Origin of the sequence: Streptomyces shaanxiensis, assembly GCF_039537145.1 — a bacterium.
Taxonomy (GTDB): domain Bacteria; phylum Actinomycetota; class Actinomycetes; order Streptomycetales; family Streptomycetaceae; genus Streptomyces; species Streptomyces shaanxiensis.
This window is the reverse complement of sequence record NZ_BAAAZY010000008.1, coordinates 106,340-122,679: the sequence shown is the minus strand read 5'-3', so window position 1 is coordinate 122,679 and position 16,340 is coordinate 106,340. Positions and strand designations below refer to the sequence as shown.

Annotated in this window: 13 protein-coding genes; 7 read left to right on the top strand and 6 right to left on the bottom strand. The window is 71.7% G+C overall.

Annotation, left to right across the window (positions count from 1 at the left end):
• Window positions 1-83: 83 nt before the first annotated feature.
• Both ABD932_RS12250 and ABD932_RS12245 read right to left on the bottom strand, forming a co-directional pair.
• Window positions 84-869 carry a hypothetical protein gene (locus ABD932_RS12250; RefSeq protein ID WP_345011688.1) on the bottom strand — a complete coding sequence of 262 codons (786 nt, stop codon included), beginning with the start codon at window positions 867-869 and terminating at the stop codon, window positions 84-86.
• 329 nt (window positions 870-1,198) lie between these two features.
• Entirely contained in the window at window positions 1,199-2,872 is a 1,674-nt protein-coding gene (locus ABD932_RS12245; RefSeq protein WP_345011685.1) for a PucR family transcriptional regulator, read from the bottom strand.
• Between the two features lie 376 nt (window positions 2,873-3,248).
• Between ABD932_RS12245 and ABD932_RS12240 the strand changes: the two genes are divergently transcribed.
• The 5 genes from ABD932_RS12240 to ABD932_RS12220 all read left to right on the top strand — a co-directional run bounded on the left by ABD932_RS12240 (window position 3,249) and on the right by ABD932_RS12220 (window position 9,972).
• Window positions 3,249-4,142 carry an FAD binding domain-containing protein gene (locus ABD932_RS12240; protein WP_345011683.1) on the top strand — a complete coding sequence of 298 codons (894 nt, stop codon included), beginning with the start codon at window positions 3,249-3,251 and terminating at the stop codon, window positions 4,140-4,142.
• Window positions 4,142-4,723, top strand: a complete 582-nt coding sequence (locus ABD932_RS12235) for a (2Fe-2S)-binding protein (protein ID WP_345011681.1) — start codon at window positions 4,142-4,144, stop codon at window positions 4,721-4,723. The genes ABD932_RS12240 and ABD932_RS12235 overlap by 1 nt, the downstream gene beginning before the upstream one ends.
• Before the next feature lie 5 nt (window positions 4,724-4,728).
• Entirely contained in the window at window positions 4,729-7,113 is a 2,385-nt protein-coding gene (locus ABD932_RS12230; RefSeq protein ID WP_345011679.1) for a xanthine dehydrogenase family protein molybdopterin-binding subunit, read from the top strand.
• A gap of 182 nt (window positions 7,114-7,295) precedes the next feature.
• The gene (locus ABD932_RS12225; protein WP_345011677.1) at window positions 7,296-8,753 is read left to right on the top strand and encodes an NCS2 family permease; all 1,458 of its coding nucleotides are present in this window, start codon (window positions 7,296-7,298) and stop codon (window positions 8,751-8,753) included.
• Between the two features lie 58 nt (window positions 8,754-8,811).
• Window positions 8,812-9,972: an XdhC family protein gene (locus ABD932_RS12220; RefSeq protein WP_345011675.1), complete on the top strand. Its 1,161-nt coding sequence runs from the start codon at window positions 8,812-8,814 to the stop codon at window positions 9,970-9,972.
• Here ABD932_RS12220 and ABD932_RS12215 read toward each other — a convergent pair.
• The 3 genes from ABD932_RS12215 to ABD932_RS12205 are packed head-to-tail and all read right to left on the bottom strand — an operon-like array spanning window position 9,915 to window position 12,277.
• Entirely contained in the window at window positions 9,915-11,228 is a 1,314-nt protein-coding gene (locus ABD932_RS12215) for a lanthionine synthetase LanC family protein (RefSeq protein WP_345011673.1), read from the bottom strand. The two genes, ABD932_RS12220 and ABD932_RS12215, sit on opposite strands and share 58 nt — an antisense overlap.
• 33 nt (window positions 11,229-11,261) lie before the next feature.
• Complete coding sequence (locus ABD932_RS12210; RefSeq protein WP_345011671.1) at window positions 11,262-11,840, bottom strand: class I SAM-dependent methyltransferase; 579 nt, start codon at window positions 11,838-11,840, stop codon at window positions 11,262-11,264.
• Window positions 11,837-12,277 carry an SRPBCC family protein gene (locus tag ABD932_RS12205; RefSeq protein ID WP_126396005.1) on the bottom strand — a complete coding sequence of 147 codons (441 nt, stop codon included), beginning with the start codon at window positions 12,275-12,277 and terminating at the stop codon, window positions 11,837-11,839. The genes ABD932_RS12210 and ABD932_RS12205 overlap by 4 nt, the downstream gene beginning before the upstream one ends.
• A gap of 197 nt (window positions 12,278-12,474) precedes the next feature.
• Here ABD932_RS12205 and ABD932_RS12200 point away from each other — a divergent pair, with 197 nt between their 5' ends.
• Window positions 12,475-13,485 carry a DUF2278 family protein gene (locus ABD932_RS12200; protein WP_345011666.1) on the top strand — a complete coding sequence of 337 codons (1,011 nt, stop codon included), beginning with the start codon at window positions 12,475-12,477 and terminating at the stop codon, window positions 13,483-13,485.
• A gap of 105 nt (window positions 13,486-13,590) precedes the next feature.
• On the top strand, window positions 13,591-14,829 hold the full coding sequence (locus ABD932_RS12195) for a cytochrome P450 (RefSeq protein ID WP_345011664.1): 1,239 nt from the start codon (window positions 13,591-13,593) through the stop codon (window positions 14,827-14,829).
• A 31-nt stretch (window positions 14,830-14,860) separates the two neighbouring features.
• On the opposite strand, the gene ABD932_RS12190 is transcribed toward ABD932_RS12195, so the two are convergent.
• Entirely contained in the window at window positions 14,861-16,270 is a 1,410-nt protein-coding gene (locus tag ABD932_RS12190; protein WP_345011996.1) for a family 43 glycosylhydrolase, read from the bottom strand.
• Between the last annotated feature and the right edge of the window lie 70 nt (window positions 16,271-16,340).

The following is a 16,340-nucleotide window of genomic DNA, read 5'->3' as shown; positions in this document are numbered from 1 at the left end:
GGCCGAAGCGGGGGGCTGGGGGCGGCAGCCCCCAGGGACGGGACGGGTAGGGGCGGCGGGGGCGAGGAAGGGGCCTGGTCGGCTCACGCCGTCGCTGCCGCCCCCGGCGCCGGCGGAGCCAGCTGGTGGGCCAGCCATGTGGGGACGCCGCCCAGGAGGCGGAACAGGCGGCGGGCCTCCTCGCGCAGGCGCGACGCCTCGGGTTCGGCCTCCGCGTCGGCGAGGGAGGCCAGGGCGGGCGCCGTGCCCACCAAATAGCCCAGCTCCTCGCGGATGCGGAGGGACTCGGCGAAGCCGTGGCGGGCCTCCGCCAACTCGCCGTCCCGCAGGGCGAGTCCGGCCAGGTGACGCCAGGTGAAGGAGAGGAGGAGCGGGTCGGCGTGGGCCGTCGCGCCCGCGTGGGCCCGGCGATATGCCGCACGGGCCGCCTGGGGGGAACGCGCGAGGTTCTCCGCCAGCAGCCCCCGCCGGAAGTCCAGCACCGCCCGCCCCGCCGCCCCCGGAGGGATCAGCGCCGCCGCCCGCCCCAGCGCCGCCCGCGCCTCGTCGGCCCGGTCGCGCACTGAGTGCAGGGTCGCCGCGTAGGCAAGTTGCCCGCGTTCACAAGCGGCCGCCCCCCGCTCGTCGTCGCTGTGGGCCAGCGCCTCGGCCGTGCGCAGCGCGTCCTCGGCCTCCTCCCAGCCCTGCTCGGTGTAGAGACACCGCTCCACCAGCAGCGCGGCCCGCTGCAGCGCGGCCTGGGCGGTGACCGGCTGGAGCAGGGCCGCCGCGTCCGCCCAGCAGGCGCGTGAGCGCAGCCGCCATACCGCGGTCTGGAGTGGATCGTCACCGGCGGTCGTTCCGTTACCAGACATGGCGGTATGCGCCACCTCGCCCTCCCCAAGCTTCTGTCCTGCGGATCAGCTCGGGGTCGCGGGGCGCGGCACGCACAGCCGTGGCGGCGGCGTCGTCGGTTCGCCGCGGTAACGGCTGGTCGACACGGCTCCTCCGCCTCGCAACTGCACGCACCACGCCCTGCTCACCGGCGTCGCCGGGCACTGTCCCTCCAGCGCGCCATCGAGCTGTTGAGTGGTGGCGGCATCTCAGCACGAATCTCCGGGCCCGGCCAAGAGGGTGGGTGAAGGATTTCACAAAGTCGTGGGACAGGGACGGCACTTGGTGCCATCCCTGTGCCGTCCGTGCGAGGGGTTCCGCGAGGTCAACTCATCCGCAATGCCAAGAAGAAATCCAGCTTGTCCTCCAGGCGCGAGAGGTCCCGGCTCGTCAACTGCTCGATCCTCCCCACTCGGTAGCGCAACGTGTTGACGTGCAGGTGAAGGCGGGTCGCGCAGCGGGTCCAGGAGCCGTCGCACTCCAGGAACGCCTCCAGGGTGGGGATCAGTTCGGCGCGGTGGCGGCGGTCGTAGTCCCGGAGCGGGTCGAGCAGTCGTGCCGTGAAGGCCCGGCGGACGTCGTCCGGTACGAACGGCAGGAGCAGGACGTGCGAGGCGAGTTCCTGGTGGCCTGCCGCGCAGACCCGGCCCGTGCGGGCCGCCGCCACCCGGCGGGCGTGGCGGGCCTCCTCCAGGGCGCCGCGCAGGCCCTCCGCCGAGTGCACCGCCGCGCTGACGCCCAGGGTGACCCGGCCGTCGTCGTCCAGGCCCGCCGACAGCGGGTCCCGGATCGAGTCGAGGAGCGCGTCGGCGAGGATCCCGGCCTCCGAGCCGTCGTGCTCGGTGGAGACGGCCGGCAGGGGGACCAGCGCGATGGCCTCGTCGCCCATGTGGGCCACGGCGATGCGGTCGGAGGGTTCCGGGCCGGTTGCCAGGGGGTCCACCAGGATTTCCTCCAGGAGGGACTGGGCGATCGGGCCCGCCTCGATCTCGCCGCCGTCCCATTCGACGCGGGCCACGACCACCTGCCAGTGCGGGGCCGCGCCGAGGCCCGGCAGCAGCACCGGGGCCGCCACCCGCAGGCGCGCGGCGATCTCCGCGGGGGCCGCGCCCGTCTGGACCAGTTCCAGGACCTCCTGTGCGAGGCGGCGGCGGACCGTGCGCGCCGCGTCCCTGCGGTCCCGCTCCACCGAGATCAGCTGCGTGACGCCCTGGAGGAGGTCGAGCCGCTCCTCGGGCCAGTCGCTCGCGTCCGCCTCCACGGCCAGCAGCCAGTCCGACAGCACCGTCTCGCGCACGTCCCGTGCGGCCTGCGGGGAGCGGCCGCTGCTGCGGATCGGGAACAGGGAGTACGTCGTCGTGCCGAGGGTCATCCGGTGCGGGCCGCGGCGGCCCGTGCGGGCGGCCGACAGATGCTCCGCCGCCAGCCTCGCGCACACCTCGGCGGGCAGCGCCGGGGCCGCGACCTTCGGGTCCGCGATCAGCCGTCCGGTCGGCGACAGCACCCACGCCCGCAGGTCCAGGTCCGAGCCGAGGAGGTCGAGGACGACGTCCGGGCCGCCGCCCGCCGGGCCCGACGTCATCATCCGGCGGTGCCGGTCGACGACGGCCGCGAGGTCCCCGGCCCGCTCGCCGCTCACCTGCCGTACGACGTGCTCGGTGATCGTCGCGAACGCCACCGACTCGTGCACGGCGAACAGGGGGAGCCGGTGGCGGGCGCAGGCCAGGACCAGGTCGTCGGGTACGTCCCCGAGCTCGGCCTCGCCGGCCGCCAGCGCCACCACGCCGTTCTGCACCAGGAGGCGCACGAAAGGGTCGGAGTCCGCGGCGTTCCGCCGCCAGGCCAGCCCCGTGAGCACCAGCTCACCGCCCGAGAGATAGCGGCTGGGGTCCCTGAGGTCGGTGGTCATCACACCGCGCACGGTGCGGTCCAGCTCGTCCTCGCCGCCGAGCAGCTTGAGGCCCAGCGCGTCGGTGTCCAGCAGTGCGCGCAGCCGCATTCTCGTCGCCGCCGTTCTTTGTCTCGAAATCTACGATGGATCTATGAGGGTCGTGATGTGAGCGGCCCGTTCGAGGACCTGTGGGTGGTGACCGGCGTCTGCCGGGCTGTGTTCCGGCTGTGTCCCTGGTCACAAGGGCTGTGACGCACGTTTCCACGGAAAAACGAGGAGGTTACTGGTGGCCTCTGTTCATACGAATCTACAAGATGCCCGCCCTGGCCAGCCAACTCCTTCATGGTTTCCGTGACTGACCGGGTCGGAGTACGGCGCTGTGTACTGACGTCAGTCCTCGTTAACAACACATGAACGAGCCGGGCCCGGCGCACCTGATCTGGCTCAAACCGTACGACCCTCGAGACGAAGGAGAGAGTCGGTCATGGACTTCCTTCGCCCCGCCAGCTGGGGGGAGGCGCTCGCCGCCAAGGCCGAGCACCCCACCGCTGTGCCGATTGCGGGTGGCACCGATGTGATGGTCGAGATCAACTTCGACCACCGCCGGCCCGAGTACCTCCTCGACCTGAACCGCATCGGCGACCTCGAGGAGTGGGAGGTCGGCGAGGACAGTGTGCGGCTCGGGGCCTCGGTCCCCTACACGAGGATCATGGAGAACCTGCGCGGCGAACTGCCGGGTCTCGCTCTCGCCTCGCACACGGTCGCCTCCCCGCAGATCCGCAACCGCGGCGGCGTCGGCGGCAACCTCGGCACCGCCTCCCCGGCCGGCGACGCCCACCCCGCCCTGCTGGCGGCCGGGGCCGAGGTCGAGGTCGAGTCGGCCGAGCGTGGCACCCGGCTGATCCCGATCGACGCGTTCTACACCGGCGTGAAGCGCAACGCGCTCGCCGCCGACGAGCTCATCCGGGCCGTGCACATCAAGAAGGCCGACGGGCCGCAGCAGTTCTCCAAGGTGGGGACCAGGAACGCCATGGTCATCGCCGTGTGCGCCTTCGGTCTCGCGCTGCACCCCGAGACGCGCACCGTACGGACCGGGATCGGCTCGGCCGCGCCCACCCCCGTGCGGGCCAAGGCCGCCGAGGAGTTCCTGAACGCGGCGCTCGAAGAGGGCGGCTTCTGGGACAACGGCAAGATCATCACCCCGTCGGTCGCCAAGCAGTTCGCGGACCTGTGCTCCGCCGCCTGCAACCCGATCGACGACGTCCGGGGCACGGCGAGCTACCGCCGCCACGCGGTCGGCATCATGGCCCGCCGCACGCTGACCTGGACCTGGGAGTCGTACCGCGGCACCGCCGCTCACACGGAGGGGGTCGCCTGATGCGCGTCAACTTCACTGTCAACGGACGTCCGCAGGAAGCCGACGACGTCTGGGAGGGCGAGTCCCTGCTGTACGTGCTCCGCGAGCGGATGGGGCTTCCGGGCTCGAAGAACGCCTGTGAGCAGGGCGAGTGCGGGTCCTGCACGGTCCGCCTCGACGGCGTGCCGGTGTGTTCCTGCCTGGTCGCCGCCGGTCAGGTCGAGGGCCGTGAGGTCGTCACCGTCGAGGGGCTCGCGGACTACGCCAAGCAGCGTGCCGAGGGCGGCTGCGCGACCGGTGCGTGCGGTACGTCGCTTCAGGCCGCCCAGCAATGGGCGGCCGAGGGGCAGGACTCGCAGACCGGCGAGGGCACCGAACTCTCCACGATCCAGCAGGCGTTCATCGACGCCGGTGCCGTCCAGTGCGGCTTCTGCACCCCGGGTCTGCTGGTCGCCGCCGACGAGATGCTGGAGCGCAACCCCAGCCCGAGCGACGCGGACATCCGCGAGGCCCTCTCGGGCAACCTGTGCCGCTGCACCGGCTACGAGAAGATCATGGACGCGGTCCGCCTCGCGGCTGCCCGGCAGGGAGAGGCGGTCTGAGCCACATGCCCACCAACGGCGCTCCCACCAAGATCACCCAGGGGTCCAGGACCAAGGGCGGCATCGGTGAGTCGACCCTCCGCCCGGACGGCACCCTCAAGGTCACCGGCGAGTTCGCGTACTCGTCCGACATGTGGCACGAGGACATGCTCTGGGGCCAGATCCTCCGGTCGCCCGTCGCGCACGCCGAGATCGTGTCCATCGACACCAGCGAGGCCCTCGCCACGGCGGGCGTCTACGCCGTCATGACGTACGACGACCTGCCGACCGACGTGCGGAACTACGGCCTGGAGATCCGGGACACCCCGGTCCTCGCGCACGGCAAGGTACGCCACCACGGCGAGCCGGTCGCCATCGTCGCCGCCGACCACCCGGAGACGGCCCGCCGGGCCGCCGCCAAGATCAAGGTCGAGTACCGCGAGCTGCCTGTCATCACCGACGAGGCCTCCGCGACCGCCCCGGACGCGATCCTGGTCCACGAGGGCCGCGACGACCACCACGCCGGCCATGTCCCGCACCCGAACATCGTGCACCGCCAGCCGATCTTCCGCGGCGACGCGGCGGAGGCCGCGAAGCGGGCCGACTTCGTCGTCAAGGGCGAGTACACCTTCGGCATGCAGGACCAGGCCTTCCTCGGCCCGGAGTCCGGCCTCGCCGTGCCGGACGAGGACGGCGGCGTCCACCTCTACATCGCCACCCAGTGGCTGCACAGCGACCTGCGCCAGATCGCGCCCGTCCTCGGCCTGCCCGAGAGCAAGGTCCGGATGACGCTGTCCGGCGTCGGCGGAGCCTTCGGCGGCCGCGAGGACCTGTCGATGCAGATCCACGCCTGCCTGCTGGCGATGCGCACGGGCAAGCCCGTCAAGATCGTCTACAACCGGTTCGAGTCCTTCTTCGGGCATGTCCACCGCCACCCGGCCAAGCTCTCCTACGAGCACGGCGCCACGAAGGACGGCAAGCTCACCCACGTCAAGTGCCGGATCGTGCTGGACGGCGGCGCGTACGCCTCCGCCTCCCCGGCGGTCGTCGGCAACGCCTCCTCGCTCAGCATCGGCCCGTACGCGGTCGACGACGTCGACATCGAGGCCCTCGCCCTCTACACCAACAACCCGCCCTGCGGTGCCATGCGCGGCTTCGGCGCGGTCCAGGCGTGCTTCGCCTACGAGGCGCAGATGGACAAGCTGGCCGACGCCGTGGGCATGGACCGGGTGGAGTTCCGGCAGCTCAACGCCATGGAGCAGGGGACCGTCATGCCGACCGGGCAGCCGGTCGACTCCCCGGCCCCGGTCGCCGAACTCCTGCGCCGCGTCAAGGCGATGCCGCTCCCGCCGGAGCGCCAGTGGGAGAGCAGCGAGGGCGCGGACGTACGGCAGCTGCCCGGCGGCCTCTCCAACACCACGCACGGCGAAGGTGTCGTACGCGGCGTCGGCTACGCGGTCGGCATCAAGAACGTCGGCTTCTCCGAGGGCTTCGACGACTACTCCACCGCCAAGGTGCGCATGGAGGTCGTCGGCGGTGAGCCCGTCGCCACCGTCCACACCGCGATGGCGGAGGTCGGCCAGGGGGGTGTCACCGTCCACGCGCAGATCGCCCGCACCGAGCTGGGCGTCGCCCAGGTGACGATCCACCCGGCGGACACGCAGGTGGGCTCGGCGGGTTCGACCTCGGCCTCCCGGCAGACGTACGTCACCGGTGGCGCGGTCAAGAACTCCTGCGAGCTGGTCCGGGAGAAGGTCCTGGAGATCGGCCGCCGCAAGTTCGGCTCCTACCACCCCGCCTGGGCCACCGCCGAGCTGCTCCTGGAGGGCGGCAAGGTCGTCACCGACGGCGGCGAGGTCCTCGCCGACCTGGTCGACGTACTCGAAGGCGAGGCGGTCGAGATCGAGGCCGAATGGCGGCACCGTCCGACCGAGGCCTTCGACCTGCGCACCGGCCAGGGCTTCGGCCACGTCCAGTACTCCTTCGCCGCGCACCGCGCCGTCGTCGAGGTCGACACCGAGCTCGGCCTGGTGAAGGTGATCGAGCTGGCCTGCGCCCAGGACGTCGGCAAGGCCCTCAACCCGCAGTCCGTCGTCGGCCAGATCCAGGGCGGTACGACCCAGGGTCTCGGCGTGGCGGTCATGGAGGAGATCGTCGTCGACCCCAAGACGGCGAAGGTGAAGAACCCCTCCTTCACGGACTACCTCATCCCCACGATCCTCGACACGCCGACCATCCCCGTCGACGTGCTCGAACTCGCCGACGACCACGCCCCGTACGGGCTGCGGGGCGTCGGCGAGGCCCCCACCCTGTCGTCGACCCCGGCCGTCCTCGCGGCGATCCGGAGCGCGACCGGGCTGGAGCTAGACCGGACGCCCGTACGACCGGAACACCTCACCGGCACGGCGTAAGGAAACCCAGCAGGAACTCTCCGGGCGGCGCCGGGAACGTCACACTTCGCCGCGCCGCCCGGAGTACCCAGTTCGTTCGTCTCGGGCCGTCCCCCGGGTCGTGCGGCCGCAGCACCTTCCCAAATCCCGCAATCTTCCACGCAACACGCGGGTGCCCCTTTGAACCTTGGGAGTAGGCCCACATGACCCAGCAGTCACTTGAGCCGGCGACCACAGCCGAAGACGCGGGAGAAGGCACCCGCGTCCCGGCCGGCAGGTCCTGGCTCGACCGGTACTTTCACATAACGAAGAGAGAATCCACGGTCGCGCGCGAGGTGCGCGGCGGCGTCACCACCTTCATGGCGATGGCGTACATCCTCCTGCTCAACCCCCTCATCCTGTCCGGCAAGGACGCGGCGGGGGACACCCTCGCGCAGAAGGCCCTGATCACCGCGACCGCGTTCGCGGCGGCCTTCACCACGCTGCTGATGGGCTTCTTCGGCAAGGTGCCGCTCGCCCTCGCCGCCGGCCTCTCCGTCTCCGGCGTGCTCGCCTCGCAGGTCGCCCCGCAGATGACATGGCCGCAGGCCATGGGCATGTGCGTGATGTACGGCGTGGTCATCATGCTGCTGGTCGTCACCGGCCTGCGCGAGATGATCATGAACGCGATCCCGCTCGCGCTCAAGCACGCGATCACCATGGGCATCGGCCTGTTCGTCGCGCTGATCGGCCTGGTGAAGGCCGGCTTCGTACACCAGGGCGAGGCGGCCCTGCTGAGCCTCGGCCCGGCCGGTGAACTGGCCGGCTGGCCGGTCCTGCTCTTCGCGGTCACCCTGCTCGCGATCTTCATGCTCCAGGCGCGCGGCATCCCCGGCGCGATCCTGATCGGCATCGTCGGCGGCACCGTGCTCGCCGTCATCCTCAACGCACTCGACGTCATCGACCCCAAGCAGTGGGCCAGCGGCGCTCCCGAACTGCACGGCAGCGCGGTGTCCATGCCGGACTTCTCGATCTTCGGCAACGTCGAGTTCGGCGGCTGGGGCGAGGTCGGCGCCATGACGGTCGGCATGATCGTGTTCACGCTCGTGCTGGCCGGGTTCTTCGACGCGATGGCGACGATCATCGGCGTCGGCACCGAGGCCAAGCTCGCCGACGACAAGGGCCGGATGCCGGGCCTGTCCAAGGCGCTGTTCATCGACGGCGCGGGCGGTGCGATCGGCGGCGTGTCCGGGGCCTCCGGCCAGACGGTGTTCGTCGAGTCGGCGACCGGCGTGGGCGAGGGCGCCCGTACGGGGCTCTCCTCGGTGGTCACCGGCCTGTTCTTCGCGGCCTGTCTGTTCTTCACCCCGCTCACGGCGATCGTGCCGGGCGAGGTCGCCGCGGCGGCCCTGGTGGTGATCGGCGCCATGATGATGATGAACGCACGGCACGTGGACTGGGCCGACCGGGCCACCGCGATCCCGGTGTTCCTCACGGTCGTGATCATGCCGTTCACGTACTCGATCACCGCGGGCGTCGCGGCCGGCGTCATCTCCTACGTCGCCATCAAGATCGCTCAGGGCAAGGCACGGGAGATCGGGGCATTCATGTGGGCCCTGACAGGCATCTTCCTGGTCTTCTTTGCCCTCAATCCCATTGAGAGTTGGATGGGGGTGCACTAGCCGTGCGCCGGTCGGTGTGAACCGCCCTCCGCACAACCGCTGTTAAGGAGACCGACAGATGCTGGACATCGCCGAAGAGCTGCACCGGTGGGTCGAGCAGGGACGTGACTTCGCCGTGGCCACCGTGGTGGCGGTCGGCGGCAGCGCACCCCGCCGGCCCGGCGCCGCGCTCGCGGTGGACGCCGACGGCACGGCGATCGGCTCGGTCTCCGGCGGCTGTGTGGAGGGCGCGGTCTACGACCTGTGCCGACAGGCGCTGCAGGACGGCGAGACCGTCCTGCAGCGCTTCGGGTACAGCGACGAGGACGCCTTCGCGGTCGGCCTGACGTGCGGCGGCGTCATCGACATCCTCGTCACGCCGGTACGGGCCGCCGATCCGGCCCGCCCGGTGCTCGCGGCCGCGCTGCGGGCGGCCGCGGGCGGGGAGGCGGCGGCGCTGGCACGGATCGTGTCCGGGCCGCAGGACCTGATGGGCCTCGCCCTTCTGGTCGGCCCCGACGGCTCCTACGAGGGCGGCTTCGGCGCCCACCCCGAACTGGACCGCACGGTCGCGGCGGAGACGGCCGCGTTCCTGGACGCCGGCCGCACCGGCACCCTGGAGATCGGCGAACAGGGCTCGCGCTGCGGAGCCCCGCTCACCGTGCTCGTCGAGTCCTCGGTCCCGCCGCCCCGGATGATCGTCTTCGGCGCGATCGACTTCGCGTCGGCGCTGGTGCGGATCGGGAAGTTCCTGAACTACCACGTGACGGTGTGCGACGCCCGCCCCGTCTTCGCGACGAAGGCCCGCTTCCCGGAGGCCGACGACATCGTCGTCGAGTGGCCGCACAAGTACCTGGAGCGGACGTCCGTCGACGCCCGGACGGTCCTGTGCGTGCTCACCCACGACGCCAAGTTCGACGTACCCCTGCTTCAGCTCGCCCTGCGCCTCCCGGTGGCGTACGTGGGCGCGATGGGCTCGCGCCGCACCCACCTCGACCGGAACGAGAGACTGCGCGAAGTCGGCGTCACCGAACTGGAGTTGGCCCGCCTCCGCTCCCCGATCGGCCTGGACCTCGGCGCCCGTACGCCCGAGGAGACGGCCCTGTCGATCGCCTCCGAGATCGTCGCCAACCGGCGCGGCGGGAGCGGCGTCTCACTGACCGGCGCGCACACGCCGATCCATCACGACGCCGCGTCCACGTCGTCGTCGCCGGCGGGGCGGATCGGGTCGGTGGCCTGAGCCCGCGGCACCGGCTGGTCGGGCCAGGAGAAGGCGTACGCCGCGTCACCGCCCCGGCCGATCCTGACGTACCGCAGGAGCTCACGGACGATCCCCGCGTTGCCCATGGCCCACCCGGTCTCCGGTTCCAGGTCGCTCGGGGTGGCACGGAACTCGACGTTGGACCAGCGGGCGCCGTCGGCGTCCCGGGTGGCGTGGGCGGCGATGTCCGCGACGAGGACGTCCGCGAACCCGGGGGAGTCCCCCTGCTCGGCGATCCGGTCGCAGGCTAGGGCGAGCACGCCCGCGGTGCCGCAGCAGCGGCCGTTGTTGTCCCAGAAGCCGGGGCGCAACCGGCCGGGCAGACCCGAGTGAGTGACGGTGTGCCAGCAGCGGTCGGCGAGGGCCGACCAGGTGGGGTCGGCGGTGACGTCCCGCAGCAGCCGGAAGACGTGCGCGTCGCCGGCCGGGCCGTGGCACCAGCCGTAGCTGTGGCGGTCGATCAGGTCAGGGGCGCGCTGCGGGTCGGAATGCGGCACCAAGAACCCCTCGGGGCCGCCCTCGTCGCGGGCCACGACATCCGCGACCCCGGCCAGCCCCAGCTCGGCGAGATCCGCACGGCCGGTCGCCGACCCGACGGCGGCCAACGCGTACGCGATCCCGAGCGTGCCGTGCGACATGTGGTGCAGCCGCGACTCGACACCCCGCCGGAACTCCCATGTGACGCCCGCACTCGTCGTGTCGGCCGTCCGCGCGTACGGCTCCAGCGCCAGTACGGCCAGCTCGGCGTCGCCCGCCGCCAACGCGCCCAGCCCGATGCCCGCGTTGCCGCCCATCAGCTCGAACAGCTCGCCCCAGCGCGTCCCGTCGAACCGTGACCGCACCCGGTCGAGCGCACGAGCGGCGGCCACGTCGGCGTCCGGTAAGCCGAGTTCACGGTGGACGGTCCGCAGGACGAGCGCGATGCCGGTGAGACCGAAGTACAGCGAGTCGTCCGGGTACTCGTCGACCACGTCCACGAGGGAACGCGCGGCGCGCAGCGCGAGGTCGGCATACGCGTCGTCACCGTAGTGCCGCCACGCCTCCAGCAGCACCGGCACGACCCCGGCCGTACCGTTGTAGAACATCGGGTCGACCTCGGCGTCCGAGCCCCGGACGGGCCAGCCGAGCCCACCGTCCCCCGTCTCCCGCGCACCCGAGAGCATCCACCGCAGCCCGTCCACGGCCAGCGCCTCGACCTCGTCCGGCCTCATGCCCGTTGCCTCAGCCTCCGTCATGGCGCCCACTCTGGCACGGCGGCTTCCGGGGCCTCACGCCCGCAGCACGAAACACCGCACCCCGCCCCCTTCGAGGTCGTACCACTCACCACGCCCCCACCCCTGCGTCACGACCGCCACGTCCTCGGCCGTCACCCCGATGTACCGACGCCCCTGAGGGAGCCGTTCGGCCAGAGGCGTCGTCACCACCCACACCCCGCCGGGTGCCAGCAGCTCCCGCACCCGCTCCCCGACCGCCCGCTTGTCCGCCATGAAGGCGAGGACGAGCCGCATCGCCACGAGGTCGAAACCGGCGCGCGGCAGCCTGGCCCGCACCTCGGCCGCGTCCTCGAAGTCCAGGTGGCTCACACGCAGTCGGGGCTCCAGATCCGCGTACCGGTCACGGGTCGCCGCCACCGCGGCGTCCGACCAGTCGACGGCGAGCGTGTCGTAGCCGAGACCGGCGAGTGCGGCGGCGTAAGTGCCCAGCCCGCAGCCGATGTCCAGGGCTCGGGCGCCCGCGCGGGGCGGCACCGCCTCGCCGAGCAGCCGCAGTTCCCGCTCACGGACGCCCCGAAAGCCTCGCCCCCGCGCGAAGTGGTCGTCCCAGCCGGCTCGTTCGACGGCCGTCACGCCCGCCTCAGCAACCGGTTCATCGCCCGCCCGAACACATACCTGGCCGCCCGCTCCACCACACCGTCCAAGACCCCCGGCACGAACCGCACCCGCAGCTCCTCCCGCCACACCACCCGCGCACGTCCGCCCGGCCCGGGCCGCACCTCGATCTCGGCCCAGCCCGTGATCACGCGGCCGCGCTTCTCCAGCCGGCACCGGCCCGGGGTGTCGTCACCCGGGGGCTGCCACACCGTGACCTCCATCGGGTCCTCGAAGGAGAGCGGGCCGAGGCCGGAGCGGGCCACGAAGCGTGTGCCCTCGTGGGTCGGTTCGGGGGTCGTGACGCGGACGCGGGTCAGGGGGACGACATCGGCATGGCGGGGCCACTCCGTCAGGCGGCGCCACGCCTCCGGGAGGGGGAGCGGAACCGTGCGTTCGAGGAGGAAGTTCGCCACGCGGGCGATCTTACGGAACGGTCCTGTGGAATCCGGGCTGGTCACGGCGCGGTCGTATACGGGTCGTGCAGGCGGTCCAGCCGGATGTCGGCGGGCAGGCGTACGTGAGGTGAACTCGGCTTCGGACACCGTGCCCAGCCCCTACGCTTCCCCCCAAGGGTGGGCATTCCGCCCACCTTCAGGGGGAGTTGATCGTCATGCCACTGAAGACCTACGGCGTACTGATCGCACGGGCCGTCGACACCCGGCGCGAGGGCGCCGACGACACACCGCACTACCAGATCCACCTCACCGACGACGGCGGCACGGACTACCGCGCCGCCGTCAACGTCCTCTCCCAGCAGCAGCCCTCCGAGCTGCTCTACTTCGTCAGCGAGGACTTCCGGCACCCGATCACGGACCGGCTGGCGGGGCTGGGCAGCGGCTGGCACACCCTGCCGTCCGGACCCGGCGGCCCGAACCTCGACTACGTGCGCGGCAACCTCTTCGACCCGGCCCTGATGCGGAAGCTGCCCCCTGACCTCGAAGGCCCCGACAACGACCTCGCCGATCTCCTCGACCACTCCGTCCGCCGCGCGGTCGCCGACCCGGAGGCCCGGCTGTACCTGTTCGGGGAGCGCTGGGGGCCCGAGGCCAGGGTCAAGGACAAGGTCTTCGGCTTCCAGCCCGGCAACGGCGTCCACGACATCCACATGAACCAGGGCAACAGCCGCCGCTTCCGCGACGACGACGGCGTCTGGCAGGACGGCGGGATGCTCATCCACTTCCCGGCGCGGTCCCGCTGGGTCGGCATCTTCCTCGCCTTCCAGAGCCAGTCCTGGAGGACGGACGACGTCACCGGCCATGCCGTCGAGGACGTCGACGGCTCACGTCCGGTGCCCGGCACCCGGCCCGTCCGGATCGTCGCGGCCCTGGTCAACCCGCGCGGCCCGGCCCCCGAGGCCGAGACGGTGACCCTTCTCAACGCCTCGCCCGACGCCGTCGACCTGACCGGCTGGCACCTCCAGGACCGGCTCGGCCAGCGGTCCGCCGTCCCGCCCGGCCCGCTCGCCGCCGGTGCCTGCCTCACCGTCCGCCTGAGCGGGGGCGCCCAACTCGGTAACCACGGCGGGGAGATCAGCCTCCTCGACGCCAGGAGGAGCAAGATCGACGGTGTCTCCTACACCGCCGAGCAGGCCGGGCGGGAGGGCTGGTCCGTCGTCTTCTGACGGAGCGCGCGGCCCAGGGGCGGCCGTCGGTACGCCGTCTACCGCACCCGTACACCCGTACGGCACGATGAGCGCGACCCGCACCACCGTCGGGGAGGGCGTCTCGTGGACGATCAACTGCACGGCGTACGCGACGAGTTGCAGCGCGATCCCTACCCGCACTACGACCGCGCCCGCCGTGCGCCGGGACTGACCCGTGTCCCCGAGCTCGATGCCTGGCTGGTCGCCCGGGACGCCGACGTACGCGAAGTGCTGCGCAGGCCGGAGGACTTCTCGTCGGCGAACAGTCTCCTGCCCGACGTGCTGCCCTCGCCCGCCGCGCTCGCCGTCCTCGGCGGCGGATTCGGCGGGCGGCCCGTCGTCGTCACCTCCGACGGTGCCCGGCACCAGCAGTTGCGCGCCCCCATCGTCCGCGGGCTGTCCCCGTCCCGGGTCGCCGCCGTCCTGCCCTACGCCGCCGAGCGCGCCGCGGCTCTGGTCGACGCCTTCGCCCCGGACCCGAAGAACGGCCGGGTAGAGCTGATGTCGGCCTACGCCCGGCGTCTCCCCGGCGACGTCGTCGGCAGGATCGTCGGCCTCGACCCCTCCGACGTGCCGGCCGTCGTGCACGGCGGTCATCGCGCCGAGGAACTGCTGTTCCGTCCGCTGGGGGAGGACGAGCAGATCGCCGCCGCCGAGGACGTCGTGGCGATGCAGCACATCCTCGACCGGTACGTCCGCGAGCGGGCCGCGCGTCCCCGGGAGGACCTGGCCACGGAGATCGTGGCGTCGGTCACCGAGGGCACCGAGGGCACCGAGGGCGAACTCACCCTGGAGCAGCGGCACGAAGCCGTCGCCCACCTACAGAACCTGCTCATCGCGGGCCACCTGACGACCACCGCCCTGATCGGCACGACCGTCCTGCACCTCCTGCGGCATCCCCGTCAGTGGGAGCTGCTGTGCGCCGAGCCCGACAGGATCCCGGCGGCGGTCGAGGAGGCCGCCCGCTACGACACCGCCCTCCAGGGCTTCCGCCGGATCACCACCCGGCCGCTCACCCTGGCCGGCACCGAACTCCCCGCCGGGGCAACGGTGTTCGTGGCCTTCGGCGGGGCCAACCGCGACCCCGTCCGGCATCCGCAACCCGACGAGTTCGACATCACCCGCACCCCGGAGCGCCACCTCGCCTTCGGGTTCGGGGCGCACGGCTGCCCCGGCGCACAGCTCGCCCGCGAACAACTGCGCCTGACACTGGGCGAGTTGACCAGACGACTGCCGGGGCTGGGGCTGGCGGCGGACCACCGGGTCACCATGCGACCGACGATGATCCACCGCTCCCCGTACCGTCTGCACCTCACCTGGTGAGACGCCTCACCGGGTCACTGCCCTGAACGCCTCACTGGGCGTAGAACGTGGCGTCGGCGCGGTCCGTCGCCGTGCTCGGTGACTGCAGCTGCAGCAGGTAGTTGTAGTGCCGGACGTAACGCCCGGCGTTGTTGTACGACTCGTACGACACCCCCGCCGAGTCGGACAGCCCGGCCCGCTTGTAGAAGCTCGCGTCGGCCGCGAACTGCGTGGTGCCGTCGTTCTTCTCCAGCCACACCTCGAAGTTCTTGTGCCGCAGGTAGTAGCCGGGGAAGTTGGCCGACTCCAGCGACACCGTGCCGCTGCCGGTCAGGCCGGTCACGACGCGGAACTGTGAGTCCGCCAGCGGGGAGACGTTGGCCTCGATACGGGCCCGGTACTCCCAGTGCCGGATGAACCGGTCCGCGAAGTTGTACGACGAGAAGCGTTGCGGCGTGACCCCGTCGGCCACCGGGATGCCGAAGTCGGGGGTGCCGTCGGCCTTCCAGTACAGCTTCTGGACGCGGGTGCGGCGGTTGGGGTCGTTGAGCGGGTCGCCGCTGATGTTCTTGTAGTCGCGGTCGTGGTAGACGAGGATGTCCGACTTGCCGTCCTCGGACGTGGTGAAGCTGTTGTGGCCCGGACCGAACTGGCTGGTGGCGTCGTTGCTCTTGAAGACCGGCTCGGGGTTCTTGGTCCAGGACGCCGGGTTCATCAGGTCGGCGGTGGCGTCGGCGGTCAGCAGGCCGAGGCAGTAGTTGGCGTCGGTGGCGCTGGCGGAGAAGGTCATGAAGACCTTGCTGCCGTGCTGGATGAAGGCGGGGCCCTCGTTGACGGTCGCTCCGACCTTCTCCCAGGCGTGGGTGGGCCGGGCGATCATCACCGGACTGCCGCTGATGGTCCAGGGGTTGGACATCCGGGCCAGGTAGATGTTGGTGCCGGCGCCGACTGCGGGGTCGTTCTGGGCCCAGCTGAGGTAGCGGGTGCCGTTGTGCACGAACGTCGTGGCGTCGAGCGAGAAGGTGTCCAGCGGCAGGGAGATGCGGCCCTTCTCGGTCCAGGTGCCGGTGAGCGGGTTGGCGGAGCTGGTCTCCAGGACGTACGGCCGGATTCTCCACTTGTCGTTGGACCAGCCGGCGGTGAAGTAGACGTACCACTTGCCGTCGATGAAGTGGATCTCCGGGGCCCAGATGTGGGCGCCCATCTCACCGCTGGCGTGCTTGGTCCAGATCGTGGTCTCCGGGGCGGTGGAGAGCCCCTGAAGAGTGGTGGCCCGGCGCATGACGATCCTGTCGTACGCCGGAACGGTCGCCGTGAAGTAGTAGAAGCCGTCGGTGTGCTTGAAGATGTGCGGATCGGCGCGCTGCAGCGCGATCGGGTTGGTGAAGGTCACGGCGGGGGAGGCGGGCACGGCCGCCTCGGCGGCGGGACCGGGCCCGGCGAGGCAGGCCGCGAGGGCCATCAGGACGGCCGTGAGCAGCCGTATGGCGTTGCGTCTCAAGGTGCTTCTCCAGTGCGGGAGTTGGAAGGAA

What these genes read in the sequence shown, in the direction of transcription:
- ABD932_RS12235 (WP_345011681.1), top strand. Translation starts at nt 4,142, where the DNA reads ATGCGCGTCAACTTCACTGTCAACGGACGTCCGCAGGAAGCCGACGAC.
- ABD932_RS12240 (WP_345011683.1), top strand. Translation starts at nt 3,249, where the DNA reads ATGGACTTCCTTCGCCCCGCCAGCTGGGGGGAGGCGCTCGCCGCCAAG.
- ABD932_RS12245 (WP_345011685.1), bottom strand. Translation starts at nt 2,872, where the DNA reads ATGCGGCTGCGCGCACTGCTGGACACCGACGCGCTGGGCCTCAAGCTG.
- ABD932_RS12225 (WP_345011677.1), top strand. Translation starts at nt 7,296, where the DNA reads ATGACCCAGCAGTCACTTGAGCCGGCGACCACAGCCGAAGACGCGGGA.
- ABD932_RS12220 (WP_345011675.1), top strand. Translation starts at nt 8,812, where the DNA reads ATGCTGGACATCGCCGAAGAGCTGCACCGGTGGGTCGAGCAGGGACGT.
- ABD932_RS12200 (WP_345011666.1), top strand. Translation starts at nt 12,475, where the DNA reads ATGCCACTGAAGACCTACGGCGTACTGATCGCACGGGCCGTCGACACC.
- ABD932_RS12230 (WP_345011679.1), top strand. Translation starts at nt 4,729, where the DNA reads ATGCCCACCAACGGCGCTCCCACCAAGATCACCCAGGGGTCCAGGACC.
- ABD932_RS12190 (WP_345011996.1), bottom strand. Translation starts at nt 16,270, where the DNA reads ATGGCCCTCGCGGCCTGCCTCGCCGGGCCCGGTCCCGCCGCCGAGGCG.
- ABD932_RS12215 (WP_345011673.1), bottom strand. Translation starts at nt 11,228, where the DNA reads ATGACGGAGGCTGAGGCAACGGGCATGAGGCCGGACGAGGTCGAGGCG.